The sequence below is a fragment of the Aliiglaciecola sp. 2_MG-2023 genome, from assembly GCF_030548145.1.
Lineage (GTDB): Bacteria > Pseudomonadota > Gammaproteobacteria > Enterobacterales > Alteromonadaceae > Aliiglaciecola > Aliiglaciecola lipolytica_A.
Genome location: NZ_JAUORY010000024.1, coordinates 60,318 through 73,313, shown reverse-complemented (window position 1 = coordinate 73,313; position 12,996 = coordinate 60,318). Strand labels below are relative to the sequence as shown.

Annotated in this window: 21 protein-coding genes and 1 pseudogene; 21 read left to right on the top strand and 1 reads right to left on the bottom strand. The window is 38.5% G+C overall.

Annotated features, from left to right (window positions below; genetic code table 11):
* The first annotated feature begins 85 nt into the window (after positions 1–85).
* From Q4567_RS18815 to Q4567_RS18755, 13 genes are all read left to right on the top strand, one after another.
* The gene (locus Q4567_RS18815) at positions 86–463 is read left to right on the top strand and encodes a hypothetical protein (protein WP_216049425.1); all 378 of its coding nucleotides are present in this window, start codon (positions 86–88) and stop codon (positions 461–463) included.
* A gap of 126 nt (positions 464–589) precedes the next feature.
* Complete coding sequence (locus Q4567_RS18810; RefSeq protein WP_303501624.1) at positions 590–1,018, top strand: hypothetical protein; 429 nt, start codon at positions 590–592, stop codon at positions 1,016–1,018.
* A 433-nt stretch (positions 1,019–1,451) separates the two neighbouring features.
* On the top strand, positions 1,452–2,300 hold the full coding sequence (locus tag Q4567_RS18805; protein WP_303501622.1) for a GIY-YIG nuclease family protein: 849 nt from the start codon (positions 1,452–1,454) through the stop codon (positions 2,298–2,300).
* 109 nt (positions 2,301–2,409) lie between these two features.
* Complete coding sequence (locus Q4567_RS18800) at positions 2,410–3,150, top strand: hypothetical protein (protein ID WP_303501621.1); 741 nt, start codon at positions 2,410–2,412, stop codon at positions 3,148–3,150.
* A gap of 93 nt (positions 3,151–3,243) precedes the next feature.
* The gene (locus Q4567_RS18795) at positions 3,244–3,552 is read left to right on the top strand and encodes a hypothetical protein (protein WP_303501619.1); all 309 of its coding nucleotides are present in this window, start codon (positions 3,244–3,246) and stop codon (positions 3,550–3,552) included.
* Positions 3,553–3,584: 32 nt separating this feature from the next.
* On the top strand, positions 3,585–3,893 hold the full coding sequence (locus Q4567_RS18790; RefSeq protein ID WP_303501617.1) for a hypothetical protein: 309 nt from the start codon (positions 3,585–3,587) through the stop codon (positions 3,891–3,893).
* 133 nt (positions 3,894–4,026) lie between these two features.
* Complete coding sequence (locus Q4567_RS18785) at positions 4,027–4,479, top strand: nuclear transport factor 2 family protein (protein ID WP_303501616.1); 453 nt, start codon at positions 4,027–4,029, stop codon at positions 4,477–4,479.
* A gap of 122 nt (positions 4,480–4,601) precedes the next feature.
* Positions 4,602–5,009 (top strand): PH domain-containing protein, encoded by a 408-nt coding sequence (locus Q4567_RS18780; RefSeq protein WP_303501615.1) that lies wholly within the window; start codon positions 4,602–4,604, stop codon positions 5,007–5,009.
* 82 nt (positions 5,010–5,091) lie between these two features.
* The gene (locus tag Q4567_RS18775) at positions 5,092–5,565 is read left to right on the top strand and encodes an energy transducer TonB (protein WP_303501613.1); all 474 of its coding nucleotides are present in this window, start codon (positions 5,092–5,094) and stop codon (positions 5,563–5,565) included.
* 119 nt (positions 5,566–5,684) lie between these two features.
* A complete protein-coding gene (locus tag Q4567_RS18770; protein ID WP_303501611.1) occupies positions 5,685–6,140 on the top strand; it encodes a hypothetical protein in 456 nt (151 codons plus the stop codon).
* Between the two features lie 70 nt (positions 6,141–6,210).
* The gene (locus Q4567_RS18765) at positions 6,211–6,582 is read left to right on the top strand and encodes a hypothetical protein (RefSeq protein WP_303501610.1); all 372 of its coding nucleotides are present in this window, start codon (positions 6,211–6,213) and stop codon (positions 6,580–6,582) included.
* Positions 6,583–6,738: 156 nt separating this feature from the next.
* Positions 6,739–6,996, top strand: a complete 258-nt coding sequence (locus tag Q4567_RS18760; RefSeq protein WP_216046741.1) for a type II toxin-antitoxin system Phd/YefM family antitoxin — start codon at positions 6,739–6,741, stop codon at positions 6,994–6,996.
* Positions 6,984–7,283 carry a type II toxin-antitoxin system RelE/ParE family toxin gene (locus Q4567_RS18755; RefSeq protein WP_303501606.1) on the top strand — a complete coding sequence of 100 codons (300 nt, stop codon included), beginning with the start codon at positions 6,984–6,986 and terminating at the stop codon, positions 7,281–7,283. Before Q4567_RS18760 ends, Q4567_RS18755 begins: the two co-directional genes overlap by 13 nt.
* Here the strand turns inward: Q4567_RS18755 and Q4567_RS18750 are convergent.
* Positions 7,278–7,685 (bottom strand): annotated as a pseudogene (locus tag Q4567_RS18750) (transposase); the annotation flags it as partial. The gene Q4567_RS18755 and the pseudogene Q4567_RS18750 sit on opposite strands and share 6 nt — an antisense overlap.
* A gap of 116 nt (positions 7,686–7,801) precedes the next feature.
* On the opposite strand from Q4567_RS18750, the gene Q4567_RS18745 reads away from it, so the two are divergent.
* From Q4567_RS18745 to Q4567_RS18710, 8 genes are all read left to right on the top strand, one after another.
* Complete coding sequence (locus Q4567_RS18745) at positions 7,802–8,152, top strand: hypothetical protein (protein WP_303501603.1); 351 nt, start codon at positions 7,802–7,804, stop codon at positions 8,150–8,152.
* Between the two features lie 364 nt (positions 8,153–8,516).
* Positions 8,517–8,717 carry a hypothetical protein gene (locus Q4567_RS18740; RefSeq protein ID WP_303501602.1) on the top strand — a complete coding sequence of 67 codons (201 nt, stop codon included), beginning with the start codon at positions 8,517–8,519 and terminating at the stop codon, positions 8,715–8,717.
* Positions 8,718–8,863: 146 nt separating this feature from the next.
* Positions 8,864–9,256 carry a hypothetical protein gene (locus tag Q4567_RS18735; RefSeq protein ID WP_303501601.1) on the top strand — a complete coding sequence of 131 codons (393 nt, stop codon included), beginning with the start codon at positions 8,864–8,866 and terminating at the stop codon, positions 9,254–9,256.
* A 100-nt stretch (positions 9,257–9,356) separates the two neighbouring features.
* Positions 9,357–10,253, top strand: coding sequence for a PhzF family phenazine biosynthesis protein (locus Q4567_RS18730; protein WP_303501599.1), 897 nt, complete (start codon positions 9,357–9,359; stop codon positions 10,251–10,253).
* A 96-nt stretch (positions 10,254–10,349) separates the two neighbouring features.
* A complete protein-coding gene (locus Q4567_RS18725; protein ID WP_303501597.1) occupies positions 10,350–10,721 on the top strand; it encodes a MerR family transcriptional regulator in 372 nt (123 codons plus the stop codon).
* Between the two features lie 72 nt (positions 10,722–10,793).
* Positions 10,794–11,786: an NAD-dependent epimerase/dehydratase family protein gene (locus Q4567_RS18720; RefSeq protein ID WP_303501595.1), complete on the top strand. Its 993-nt coding sequence runs from the start codon at positions 10,794–10,796 to the stop codon at positions 11,784–11,786.
* 125 nt (positions 11,787–11,911) lie between these two features.
* Complete coding sequence (locus Q4567_RS18715) at positions 11,912–12,277, top strand: hypothetical protein (RefSeq protein WP_303501594.1); 366 nt, start codon at positions 11,912–11,914, stop codon at positions 12,275–12,277.
* A gap of 95 nt (positions 12,278–12,372) precedes the next feature.
* Entirely contained in the window at positions 12,373–12,987 is a 615-nt protein-coding gene (locus Q4567_RS18710; RefSeq protein ID WP_303501591.1) for a hypothetical protein, read from the top strand.
* The last annotated feature ends 9 nt before the right edge of the window (positions 12,988–12,996 follow it).

The window sequence follows — 12,996 nt, the reverse complement described above, 5'->3', positions numbered from 1 at the left end:
GAACTAAAACAGTTGGCTCAGTTTCGCTTCGCTACACATTTTAGCCAACAATTTTAGTCCGCTTAAGTGGACGTTAGGTACTTAAATGGACTTTTTAAAAATATTTGCCGCTTCAATGTTGTGGTACCCACTTTTTTTAATTCCTTCTGTTTTCGGTTTCGTGACTTACTACTTTGTTATTAAAGGTGCTTCAAAGTTAACTAAAATAAACTGGGCAACGATTATCGCTCCTTGGCTTATCTGGTTGATACTGATGTCATTTTTTTCTACTGGCAAAAAGTCACTTGCAAACTTAATTGAGCCAGTAATATTAGGTGGTATTGTAAGTGTGCTTTTCATCATCTGGGCATTGATGAAAAAATATTCTAATGTAAGTGGAGTAATTGGCTCAACAACAGTGTTTGTAGCAAGTTGTGCATCAGCATTTTTGTTGTTTTTTCTTGTCCCTGGGCTGCCCGAATGAAAACAGTACCTAACAAACACATCATGTTCATTCGCTTCGCTCATTGGGACGCAAACTCACTGGCTGGCGCTTCGCGCAAGTATAGCCAGCAAGTCTGCGCCCCATATGTGAAGCGTTAGATTGCCTATGAAGTTTTTGAAATTCATTATACTTATATCGATTCTCAATTTAGTTTCGTGTTATCGGATACATCACGATCCACATGGAACTATGTACTTTTCAGTTTCTAATTCGAATAAGTCAGAGTTGATACAAGTATTAGACGAATTTGCGGAAGAAAACACACTTGCAAAAATTCAGGAAGGCGGAGAGAGGATGCTTCCTGAAAAGATGAAGGTACACGTGCACGCTATATATGAGAACGATGACAATTACCAAATAGCTGTTCAGAATTTTCTTAATGCCAGTTGCTATTCTGCTTCCGCTTACGATTTTGATCAAATTGATTCAAAGGTTGCTACGAATCTTGCAGAAAAATTACAGCACAAGTTGCTTTTAGAGTTTGAAGATCAGATTACTTTTTACACCGATCAATACTGTAAACAGGCAATCTAACAAATGAATTATGTCGTTCATAAACTCACTGGGACAAATACTCAAAGCGTTATAGCGCATAAGCCTTTCAGATTATGGTTTAGCGCCAAGGCGGATATCTTCCGTATTTCTTCGAGTTAACGACTGCTTTTTTCCGCAATTCCCCTGTGGTTTATTCAATTCAAAATACTTCTAACTCAAATAGCTTTTATACAAACCTGTTCACAGTAACGTTTATCAATAGTTGCAGTTTTCTGGTTGTTTGGTTTAGTCTAGGGTATTAATTTAAATCAAGTTGTTGTGTTAACTGCTTGTGGCGGCAAAGCCGCGATAGTGAAATGGGTTGGCGCAATAACAAACGTATGTTGCTGACCCAAACTCGCGGCCATTGTTCGTGCCTCACAAAGTTTAGGCCACAAGTTTGTGCAGCAAATTCGGACGTTAGGCAATCAACATGAGCAATAAGCTAACATTTTTCGATTTGTTGAAAACTTATGGAGTTAACTCTTCAGAGGTTAGGCTGGTACGTCACGGCAATAAAGAAATTGACGTATTAAAGACCTTTTTAAACGAGACACAAAAATTTACTGAATATACCGCTTGGCAAAAATCAGGTAAGTATGGTGATGCAAAATATCTAGCTATATTCTCACCTGCTAGAGGAACAACATCATTATTTCTCGGCTTATGGAAAGTTAAAGGCGTCACTGCAAACAAAGATTTAGAACCAAAGCACTTGGCGCTTTTGCAGAAATATAGGCTACCTGAAAGGTGGTATGAAAAATCAGTTCGATATGACCTCGAACTATCGAGCGAAATGCTAGATCTAAATCAGCGGCTTGTAATTGATTGGGGTGGCTCAACGGTTAGCTGGGTTCAAAGAAAAAACAAGAGCGTGGTTGAAATTCGACCAATAAATTCTATTGGCGAATTTAGTTCATACGACAGTATTTTACTGTCATACGCCGATCTTCAAAAATTGATTAGCGACTCTGATTCAAATGCAACTTGGGTCAATGCACTATCCTCCGTAAATGGCGTTTATCTAATCAAGCATATAGTCGATGGTCGCTTATATATAGGCTCTGCCTATGGTAAAGGAGGTATACTTGGGCGTTGGGGTTCATATGCAAGAACAGGTCATGCTGGTAATAAGCTGCTTAAATTTCTCGATCCCAGCAATTTTGTATTTTCGATTTTGGAAATATCACCTTCTACAATGTCAGCCGATGATGTCATAGCAAGAGAGAATCGCTGGAAAGTGTGTCTTGGTACCCGAGAGTTTGGGCTAAATGACAACTAAATACCTAACAAGTCAATCAACTACGCGCCTTCGGCGCCGGATAGCTAAAAGAGTGGTTTCGCCACAACGCTGCCGGTTATTGAGGCGTTATGTTTCAAGTGGACGCCAGATGAGATTTCTTTTTATTCTTGTTCTTGTTCTTTTAGGGAGCGTAGCCTGCACGTCAGTGGACGCAGGAAAAGATAATGTACAAAGCAATTTCTTTGCAGGCATCCAAAATGACGTTTTAGTATACGAAGGAACAATAACGAAGTCTTCGAATTTAGCAATTTTTCAAGCATTTGAAAAAGCAAAGGAAAAACCCAAGAGACTTATCATTTCAAGTCCAGGAGGAGATGTTGGGGCAGGGATGGAACTCGGCGAGTGGATACACAGCAATAAGCTAAATATAGAAATAAAAAATCTATGCTTATCCTCTTGTGCAAACTATGTTTTACCCGCCGGTCATATTAAATACTTGCATAAAGATTCAATTTTAATGTGGCATGGAAGTGCTTGGCAAAAAAAGTGGGATACCACAGATTCTGATGAATCATTTTATGCTAGTTACTTACCTAAAATGAGAAAAAGAGAAGCTGCTTTTTATAATAGAATAGGAGTCGATAATCTTATTACTGTGTACGGACATAGTGAAATGACCATGTGGGATAAATTTAAATCTTTTTTTGGCACTAGTTTAATAGGATGGGACTATAGTTTAGAAGACATAGAGCGATTTGGTATATCGAAAATTATTCTCATAGACAATCATTGGAATTGGCGCGAATATCGGCCTAGAGCTCGTAACGCGATAAAACGGATTACATTAAAACAGAACTATGAATTTATGCTTCATAGGTTTGAAAAATAACAAAGAAATTAAGCACGTCCGCTGCGCGGGCTGGGACGCAAATATGTAGGCTGCGCCCCTTATTTAAAAGTTATATTTCACGAAGGAATAGAGTTGAACAAAGATGATGTCATATCAATTTTAAAATTAGCTCAGGCTCAAAGGCTTCCTGAAAATTTAAACTCAGATTCAGGATTAAATCTAGATTGCGTAAAAGATTTAATTGAACGCGGTTATATTCAAGCTATTGATATTTCTTCTAAATCAGGTGTAGGTTCTATAGAACCTAAAATCACTATTTCTGGTGTCGAGTATTTGGAAGCTAATTCAAGCAAACCTAAATGGTTTCACTCCTTTCCAAATCGTATTGCAGTAATTTCATTAATTGTAACTGTCATTGGGGTATGGTTCGCAGTAAAGTGAAATATAATAATATTGTTAGGTTCAAGAGAGTAATGTTAAGACTTTTTCTTTTTTTGAGTGTTTTCGTTGCTGCGATTTCCGGCTTTGCTGCTGAGCCCACTAAAGTGTCCACTTATGCAAAATATGTTAATGCAGACCATGTATCTATTAAAGGTAAACTTTTTACAATCAATGAATTACTAGAACACTTAGTTAAAGAGTATTCTAATGGTAAAGTTATAGAACTTTCGATATCCGGGAAGCCTTCTGAACAGAAGTCGATATTGTCTCTGGCTGCTAAAATAGAGAAAAGTCCAAATTATAAGGCTGATGGTGTGGCCGTTTTTATAGTGTCGTGGTAGCCGTAAGCGGCAGTGCCTAACAAAACATCAACCGGATGCTGGCAAGAGCGGCCACCACCGCTTATGCAAAGCGGGATGTGGCTTAATAGTAATTCACATACCTGAACTACTTTATAAAATTAAGGAACTCAAAATGAAATTATTAACAATACTTATAATAGCGCTTCCCTTATTTTTTAGTGATGTCAAAGCTGCATCATTAACAGCCGATGATTACGAAAAGGCAGAAAAATACATTATTGAATCTGCTACTGACTGGGCTAATTCAGTTGTTACAGGTGATATATCTAAACGAAAAATATACTTTGCTGAAGATTTTGTTGGTACTGAAACTGATGGTTCACGTTATGGGAAAAAAGATAGAATAAATGAAACAGGCCCATCAAAAGTATATGTTTCAAATGAAATAAACAAGATCAAAGTAACATTCTATGGCGAGACAGCCATTGTTCATGGAGATGAAATATGGGTTAAAAAAGATGGCTCTACTGGTCGCTGGGTTTGGACAGATGTTTGCGTTAGAAGAAACGATATCTGGCAACTTGTAGCAGCACAAGACGCTGAAGCTCCAGTTTCAAAAGAGTAACTTAATAGCTAAACTTATAATTCAAATTACAGTTGTGAGCACACATAACAAGCCAAGTCAGTGTGAATTTCACTCGCTGAAAAGTGATCATAAAATCCGCTGCTTGGTGCGTTAGGTTTCAGATGAGTAATCAAGGCCAATTGCGCTGGCACTCTTATCAAATGTATTATTTAACTCTGTTATTTGGGGGCTTTTTATTTTTTGCTGCTTTGACTGAATCACTAACTGGTGATTTAAAAGCGGGTATCGTGTCATTGATTGGATTGCTATTGATAGTGGTATCTCTTATCACGATTGCTCGCAAGGGTGTTTGGGTGGAGATTAATGAATTCGGTGTGACATATCGTAATTTATTTGGCCATAGGAGGCTCAAGTGGGAGGATATTTCTCACAGCTACACTCTGAAAGTTAAGTTAACTACTTCAGTATATATAAAAAGTACGAATGGCAAATCAGTGGCATTGCCAATAACAGGTAGCAAAGCTAAAGCAATTTCAGATACGATAAATAGTAGGGTAAATAAAACCTAACAAAAGAATGAAGACAGATTTGTCAGCAAAGCGCTGCCAAACCGCTTATTCAAAGTGTTATAAATACAAGGAAACTTCGATTATGAAAAATAGTATTGTCATTTTAATCACTACTCTTATAGTTGGTGGTTGCGCATCAACTAAAGTGGAAAAAGAGTATTCGGATTTATCAGTAACTCAGAACGAAATTCAATCTTCTAAATGGAGCCAACTTAATCGCTTTCCTCCCAGGTATCCGAAACAAGCAGCAATTAAGTCTATTGAAGGGTGTGCTACCGTTGAATATGTAATAACACCTCAAAATGAAGTTAAAGACATAACAGTAATAGCTTCAACAAGTAAGCAGTTTTCTAAAGCGGCTGTGAACGTGATTAAAAACTGGAAATGGTCAGAATTACCTAAAAATATTCTAACTCAGCCTGTTAAAACGCAAACCCGATTTGATTTCTGTTTCGACAAGCCGAATCAGCCTTGTTCAACAATTACACCCAATTATTCATGTCCAAGTGACGATATCATTTATTCTACAGGCATGCGTGTTAAGGTCAGTGGGTAATGTATTCATAACAAACGTATGTTTCTGACCCAAACTCGCTGGCTGTGGCTCATTCTTCGCCAAGCATAGCCAACAAGTTTGTGCAGTATATACGGTGCGTTAGTTGAAAAGGAAATAGCATGTCGAAAGATCTGCAAATGCAGTTACATAACCAATTAAATGTATCTCAGGGTAAATATACCTATTTTTTACTGGCTATAGCGGCTTCTGCGATCGTCTTTTCAACTCAAATTACTAAAGATGGCGTGTTTTCAATTTCACTAATCCCACTGGGACTCGCAGTTCTATCTTGGGGTCTAAGTTTTTACTGCGGTTGTCAAAATATCCTTTACACAAATAGCAATACAATCGCTAATATTGAATTACTAAGAGTTGAAGCTGGTGAGCACGAGGATGTATTAACACACCCTCAGTTAATGCAAGCAGCTTCAGAGGGAATACGTAAAGCATTTGAATCAAACACAGATAAACTGTGCAGTTATAATAATTGGCAATTTCGTTTTATATTAACTGGCGCAGTCTTATTTATCATTTGGCATTTAATTGAAATGGCAATGCGGACAATTGGCAACTAAAAATTAATATGCGGTTCTTTGGGTCCGCATCATTTAACTGTTAGCGGATTATTGATTTTGGAGTTTATATATGCACGAGTTAGTTAAAACATCTGATGGTGACTTTGATGTTTATTTAAAACCTATTGATGATGAGACGGCTGAAGATCAATGTATGTTTAGTAAAGTATCCCATTCTATAGGGTTACTTAATAAGTATACAAAAGATTTTCTCGATGAAGCTATTGATACAGCACAAGCTAAGTATTCAAAAGGATTTCAACTTAATTCAATTGAGATTAATGCTGTGAGTACAGAAATGTACACAACAAAAGTTATTGGTTATTTTGATGATGATGAAAATCATTTTTGGTGGGTGTTGTTTGAATCTAGATTAATATCTTATTCAGTTGCAGATATTGCTGATACAACATTTTCCCCAAAAGAGCTTGGTCGTTATTAATCAGCTAACAAACGCCTGTTGTGGAAACATACTCGCTGGGCTGCGCCCAAAGCACTCGCATGTTCCACAAAGGCGAAGCGTTAGCCGTAAATTTGAAACGGCAAACGCGTGTGATACTATAGTGATACATTTGCGTATTTTATAATCGGATTCATCATGAGAGTAGAGCTAGTAACAACATTAAAGCGACAAGCAACCAAGATATTGGCTGAGCTACATTCGTCAAAAGAACCAGTGTTAATAACAGAGCATGGACAACCGTCTGCATATTTAGTTGATGTAGATGACTATGAGTTCATGCAACAACGAATGCAGATACTCGAAGGTGTTGCTCGAGGCGAGCAAGCTATTAGAAATGGCGATACATTCTCTAATGAAGATGCAAAAGAAAAAATGAGTAAATGGCTGAAGTAAAATGGACTGCTCCTGCTTTAAATGACTTAAACGAAATAGTTGAATATATTGCGTTAAGTAATTTACCTGCAGCCAAAAATTTAGCACAAAAGCTGTTTGATAAAGTTACTAGACTAGAGAGACATCCTGAATCGGGGAAAATCCCGCGTGAATTAAAAAACTTAAACTCTAGAGAAGTTGTTGTTAATCCATGTCGTATTTTTTATAAAATAGATAATGATCTAGTTTATATACTTCATGTTATGCGGCAAGAGCGTGATCTGAGAAAGTTTATTTTACGCAGATAAATCCCGCACCGCTTCATCTTCTGGCTCGGGTACATAGATAGGCGTGAGATCTTCTGATTTGAGTAATTTGACTAGTTTGAGTGCATCACGTCTGTCCGTTTTAATCCGTTCACCCGGCTTTTTAGGAATAAGGGACGGTGCGACCACATAACAACAGTGGCCTAGGCTGGTGATCAAACGATAAATCCAATAGCCACAAGGTCCTGCTTCATAGACAACATGTAATGTTGCACCTGGATATTTAGACTCGAACTGTCTTATGAGTTTTTTCATGCTGACTTTAGACGACGGTATTCTGCCATAATGCACAGGCTGTGCCCCTCGTTGTTCTTCGCAATAAGCCACTTCGTTAAATTCTTTGTGAGTATCCAATGCTAAAAAAATTATGCTATGTTTGTTCATGCTAGCCTCCAAATGAATTAGTCTTTAGCGAACTAATTATGGTTCCGGCCAGCGCTCTGGTGGCTTTTAGCTAACCCACGAAAATGCGGAGGCTAGCATTATCAAAGGGAGTAATTGTGTCTATGTGGCAGTTGAGAATGAACCGATTTATTAGCGTTTTACTTATCGTCCTTCTGTGCGGTTGCACTTCGACCAAGCCCAAAGAAGTAGAGTTAAATTTCTCTTATCAGGATAACTACGACTACTTTGGGTATGTTACTCATTGGGTTAAAAATCCAGACATTCCCCCTACAGGTAACAACTTAGTCGGCGCTAAAAAGGATTTTGCACACTGCAAGAGCGAGATAAAAGAACATCTAATTGAAGCACAAGTACCAAGTCGTGATATCCAATATGCATTTATTGTAGAGTGTATGTACAAAAAGGGTTGGTTCTTATCCGCACAGACTTATATGGTTACGCAGTAAGCCACACAAGAATATTGTTATATTTCAAGGAAGATTAATGAGTTCATTTGAAGAATTGAAAAAAAAGAGATATCGACTCTCTCAAAAAAAGCTATGACCAAATAGCTAAAACAACAAGTCTTGGGCTTAGTTTTTACCGCGAAGAAATTGCTCGCCGTGAAAATGAGGAATTTAACTCTAAAATTCAGTCCATGACTTCTCAAATGCGTAACATGACTATTTTCATCATGATATTAACAGTCATTAACGTCGTGGTTGTTATCTATGATGTTTTCAAGGATGTTTAAAAATTGAAATATAACAACTCATTAAACTCGCTCACTTCGTTCGCTGGGACGCATACACGCAGGGCGGCTTCGCCATTATGCCCTGCGTGCCTGCGCCGGTTATTGAAAAGTTATGTGCCAAGGAAATTGAAGTGGGGTTAATTGAATCTATATTGATTGGTTTGCAATTTGACCGATTGCAAAAACCATTGGTGTTTTTCTCAATGCTTATTGGTTTTTTCTTTTTCTCAGTCGCAGGGGGGGGGCGTTCTTTATGGCGTATCAGAAGTAGTTTTTAGCGACAAGGAGGGTAAAGATGCAATCATTGGTCCTTTAGTCGGGATGATCGCTTTTTCTCTCCTATTCTTTGGGCTGGCTGCGGTTTGTGGTCATTTTATAAAAAAGTGCGTGAGGTAATGTCACATAAGAATATTGTTAACTGCCTATGAAATTGACCACCGACTTTGACAAACTAGGATTTCATGACGCTTCAATTGAAAAAATTGAGCGTCAGTCTGAATCTGTTATTTTGGATATAAAAGGTGCATTTATTTCAAAAGAACACCCTGGGTCAGGAGGCCAAGACTGGAAGGTCGAAGAAGCTACATTAGAAATTCTCGGTGTAGCTGAAGAGAGAGCCACCTATTGGGATGATGACAAGGCGGCAAAGGATCATCCCGAGCCAAAATTTCCCCTGGATGAAATCATGCATGCATATTTTATGGATGGAGTGTTTTTATTCGAAGGGTTTAAACAAACAGAACCATGGTACGAATGGTTTATAACTGCAAATTCATTTATCTTGGAGGTTAAAAGTGCATCCAAGCTCAGTAGTTAACAAAGTAAGCAACCTTACTCCGCATTGCGTGGTTCGTTTGGCTCACTTTACCACGCAATGCTACGCTCGGTTATTACGGCGTTAGGCGCAAGGGAAATTCATGCATACATTAAGATTCAAAAAGATAGATGCTTTTGCCTCCCAATATTCAACAGGGAATCCAGCAGCTGTAGTATATCTTGACTCAGCAGAAAAGCTTTCCAGTGCGGAAATGTTACAACTAGCAAAAGAACTGAAAGGGTTTGTCAGTGAGGTTGGTTATGTCAGTCCAGGGACTGATACTGATTACCACCTTCGATATTTTTCTTCTGAAAGAGAGGTCGCCTTCTGCGGACATGCAACAATAGCTATCCTAAACGACATAGTCGCCAATAGTAAGGCAATGCAAGAAAAGTCAATATTGTCTATCTCGACAATGACTGATCGTTTAATGGTTGAAAACCGTTACAAAAGTGAGAAAAGCGTTTATATATCGGCACCACCCGCTCGGTTCTCCTCAAAAAATATTAGCATAACTGATATTGTCTCAGCATTTAATTGTCACATTAATGACATTGACCAATTACAACCAATCCAAATTGTGAACGGAGGGCTTGCGACTCTTATTGTCCCTATAGCTGGACTAGAGTCCATACTTTCTGTGACGCCAGACCTTCAAACTCTCAACAAATTTTGCATACAAATTGGAGTGGATATTATTATCTTGTATTCGTCAGAAACTGTTGCTCAAGAGTGTAAATATCGGACGAGAGTTTTCGCACCAACATTTGGTTACCTTGAAGATCCAGCAACAGGTTCAGGCAATTCAGCTTTAGGTTATTATCTCTTAAAGCACGGAAAGTGGGATGGCGAGATGATAAAAATAGAGCAAAATAGTTTCCGAGACTCCCCGAATTACGTGCAGATTTTTTCAACAGAAACTGATATTGAAAATTGTCAGGTCTGGTTTGGTGGAGGAGCAGTCTTAAGGATAGATGGGGTATATGTTTTATGCTAAAAAAGCTTGCCCAAAAGGGCCCAACAAGAAAAGTAAACGGACGGTTTCACCGCCGCTTATTGTGGTGTTACACCCGACTTAGAATTGAGTGAAAACATGTATATAGGAGAAGTTTCGAAGTTAACCGGCGCGTCAAAAAAAGCGATCCATCACTACGAGGAGCTAGGGCTGTTGTCGGAGGTGTCTAGATTAGGAAAGTACCGCATTTATGATAAGCATCATGTAGTTATAATCTCAATGATAAAGCGGGCGCAATCTCTGGGCTTTAAACTTTCAGAAATGCTGCCGATGATGAAGGTTAAATCGAAAGAGAATCGCTTTCCGATCGAGATTGCTATAGATGCAATAGAGCAAAAGCAGAAGCAAATTAAAATCGCGATCGAACAAGCCAAACAGTTAGATGTTGAGTTAGGGTCATTAAAAAAAGAACTGATTGATCAATTTTCGTTTGACCACGCAGACAATTAAAAACGCTTGACTATTCCCCTAGGGGAAGAGTTTATAGTCTTGTCACTTAATAATCTGATAGGTGAATATAAGATGTCTAATGTGTGTTTAGTAACTGGGGCAAACGGTCATTTAGGGGGGAATTTAGTTAGAGAGCTCATAGCGCAAGGAGAAACGGTAAGAGCAGGTATGCGTGATATTCAAAATGTGGATGATTTTTTTCACTTGAATTGCCAAGTCGTTTATACCGAAATGCAGGATATAGAATCAATGAAAAAAGTCCTGGAAGGTGTTGATATTTTATATCATGTTGCAGCTGTATTTAAGCATTGGGCTAAAGATCCTATTAATGAAATCGTCGAGCCGAATGTGAAAGGGACTGAAATTGTCCTTAAAGCTGCGGCACAAGCCAATGTTAAAAAAGTTGTTTATGTTAGCTCGGTTGCGGCTGTAGGACATGATGGGACTTATCTTGATGAAAATAGTTGGAACGCTTTATCTGACAATGCCTATTACAACTCTAAAATAAAATCCGAGCAAAAAGCATGGGAGCTGGCAAAAAAGTACCAACTTTGGATGGTTTCCGTTCTACCCTCAGCAATGATTGGTCCCCATGCCAATCGACTGACAGACACTATGCAGTTTATTGAAACAATTAGAACCAATAAGCTTTTAGTAGATCCTCATTTTTTCTTTAATTTCGTTGATGTTCGCGATGTGGCAAAAGGCATAGTGGCTGCTACTACGAAAGGTAATTCTGGTAGCCGCTACATATTGGCAAATAACAGAGCTTCGTCACTTCCTGAGATATACAAAGCAGCCCAATCGGCAGGAATTAACCTTAAGGTTCCAGCACGCTTACCAAAATGGTTGATGTATTTTATTGCCTTATGCTCAGAGCTAGGAGCTAAGATGACAGGTAAACCAGCTGAGCTTATTAGAAGCCAAGTGGCCTTATTCTACGGCGTAAGGCAAGAGTATGAGATAGCGAAAGCACGTAACGAACTGGGATACGAACCTCGCTCAGCCTCAGAAGCTTTACTTGGCGTATTTGAGTATCTTAATGGGCGCCAAAGTGAAAGATAGCATAACAAGTCAATGCTCGCGGAGCCAGCGACGTTGCCAATCATTTGTGATGTTGCTACGCTCCGTTATACCACTAAAATGGCTCCACTTCGCTGGGCCGCTGGCAGCACTTGGAAAGGAATCATATGTTTAAGCAAATTGGTCTTTTTGGAATTAGCTTGGCATTCATTACACTACTTTTTTCATTCTATGCAGCGTGGTATGCAGATATTCAGGTTTCGTTGATAAATAACGTTCTCAATAGCCTTATTTTTGCTTTCGTTGCCAGTATCGGTTTTGCTGTAGGTTGCAAAATTACCAACTTCCAATTCAATTTTAAGCAGCTTTCGATTGCAGCTATTGGCGTCTTTTTGTTTAATCACTCTCTACAAAATATACTTGATACAGCTAGCAAGCCTATCTTTATTAAAATATTAGTAATTTTTGCTGTAGCGTTACTTCTTTCCTGGCGCTTACCTGTCATCTTCAACAAACGTGCAGCTAAAAAATGATTTATGATGTTCGTAAATTCACCGGGAATCTTACTCGCAGGCTTTCGGCCAATGGGCTCCTAAAATCCCCATATGTTAAGCGTTGAGGCTCCTTTATGCATTTACTTAAAGTTTCAATTATAATTTTCACTTTGAGTGGGTGCAGTATTATTACTTCGTTGCTGTTTGTGACTTCATGCGCAGCAACTTCACCTCAATTGAATTTAGGTACTCCTGTAAATATTTATGGTGTTTCATCGTTATCACCACAAAATGGAAGTTGGTCTGTTATTACTTCAACTGGTTATCTAGTTGTACTTGGGACAAAGCTAAACGATAACAGTAGTGGCATCATAAATATGTCACTTTATCAATTACCTGAATTTTATTCAGATCAGGAATTCCTGTCACACGTGGTTAAGCATCGAGCATCCTCAGCAGATATCGGCAGGTTTGAACTTAAACAAAATACCGAAGAGTTAGTAAAACTAAATGGTGCAACATGCGTAAAGCACACAACCATTTCCCAAGATAACAATGCCAAAATCGACAGCAATAAATCAGCGTCAATGCAGATAGAATATCTTGGCTATAATTGTATACACCCTTTTAAAAAATCTGTTGGTGTTCACACAGAATATTCTTTCCGTCACTTTAAAGACAAAGGGCACCCAGAGCTAACTAAAAACGCGGAAGAGTTTTTTAGTAACATACAGTTTAATGAGCTTTAGTAGCATAAC

Bases quoted from the DNA above. Each gene is read 5' to 3' on its own strand.
- Q4567_RS18815 (WP_216049425.1), top strand. From the start codon at position 86: ATGGACTTTTTAAAAATATTTGCCGCTTCAATGTTGTGGTACCCACTT.
- Q4567_RS18810 (WP_303501624.1), top strand. From the start codon at position 590: ATGAAGTTTTTGAAATTCATTATACTTATATCGATTCTCAATTTAGTT.
- Q4567_RS18805 (WP_303501622.1), top strand. From the start codon at position 1,452: ATGAGCAATAAGCTAACATTTTTCGATTTGTTGAAAACTTATGGAGTT.
- Q4567_RS18800 (WP_303501621.1), top strand. From the start codon at position 2,410: ATGAGATTTCTTTTTATTCTTGTTCTTGTTCTTTTAGGGAGCGTAGCC.
- Q4567_RS18790 (WP_303501617.1), top strand. From the start codon at position 3,585: ATGTTAAGACTTTTTCTTTTTTTGAGTGTTTTCGTTGCTGCGATTTCC.
- Q4567_RS18785 (WP_303501616.1), top strand. From the start codon at position 4,027: ATGAAATTATTAACAATACTTATAATAGCGCTTCCCTTATTTTTTAGT.
- Q4567_RS18780 (WP_303501615.1), top strand. From the start codon at position 4,602: ATGAGTAATCAAGGCCAATTGCGCTGGCACTCTTATCAAATGTATTAT.
- Q4567_RS18775 (WP_303501613.1), top strand. From the start codon at position 5,092: ATGAAAAATAGTATTGTCATTTTAATCACTACTCTTATAGTTGGTGGT.
- Q4567_RS18770 (WP_303501611.1), top strand. From the start codon at position 5,685: ATGTCGAAAGATCTGCAAATGCAGTTACATAACCAATTAAATGTATCT.
- Q4567_RS18765 (WP_303501610.1), top strand. From the start codon at position 6,211: ATGCACGAGTTAGTTAAAACATCTGATGGTGACTTTGATGTTTATTTA.
- Q4567_RS18760 (WP_216046741.1), top strand. From the start codon at position 6,739: ATGAGAGTAGAGCTAGTAACAACATTAAAGCGACAAGCAACCAAGATA.
- Q4567_RS18755 (WP_303501606.1), top strand. From the start codon at position 6,984: ATGGCTGAAGTAAAATGGACTGCTCCTGCTTTAAATGACTTAAACGAA.
- Q4567_RS18740 (WP_303501602.1), top strand. From the start codon at position 8,517: ATGCCCTGCGTGCCTGCGCCGGTTATTGAAAAGTTATGTGCCAAGGAA.
- Q4567_RS18735 (WP_303501601.1), top strand. From the start codon at position 8,864: ATGAAATTGACCACCGACTTTGACAAACTAGGATTTCATGACGCTTCA.
- Q4567_RS18730 (WP_303501599.1), top strand. From the start codon at position 9,357: ATGCATACATTAAGATTCAAAAAGATAGATGCTTTTGCCTCCCAATAT.
- Q4567_RS18725 (WP_303501597.1), top strand. From the start codon at position 10,350: ATGTATATAGGAGAAGTTTCGAAGTTAACCGGCGCGTCAAAAAAAGCG.
- Q4567_RS18720 (WP_303501595.1), top strand. From the start codon at position 10,794: ATGTCTAATGTGTGTTTAGTAACTGGGGCAAACGGTCATTTAGGGGGG.
- Q4567_RS18715 (WP_303501594.1), top strand. From the start codon at position 11,912: ATGTTTAAGCAAATTGGTCTTTTTGGAATTAGCTTGGCATTCATTACA.
- Q4567_RS18710 (WP_303501591.1), top strand. From the start codon at position 12,373: ATGCATTTACTTAAAGTTTCAATTATAATTTTCACTTTGAGTGGGTGC.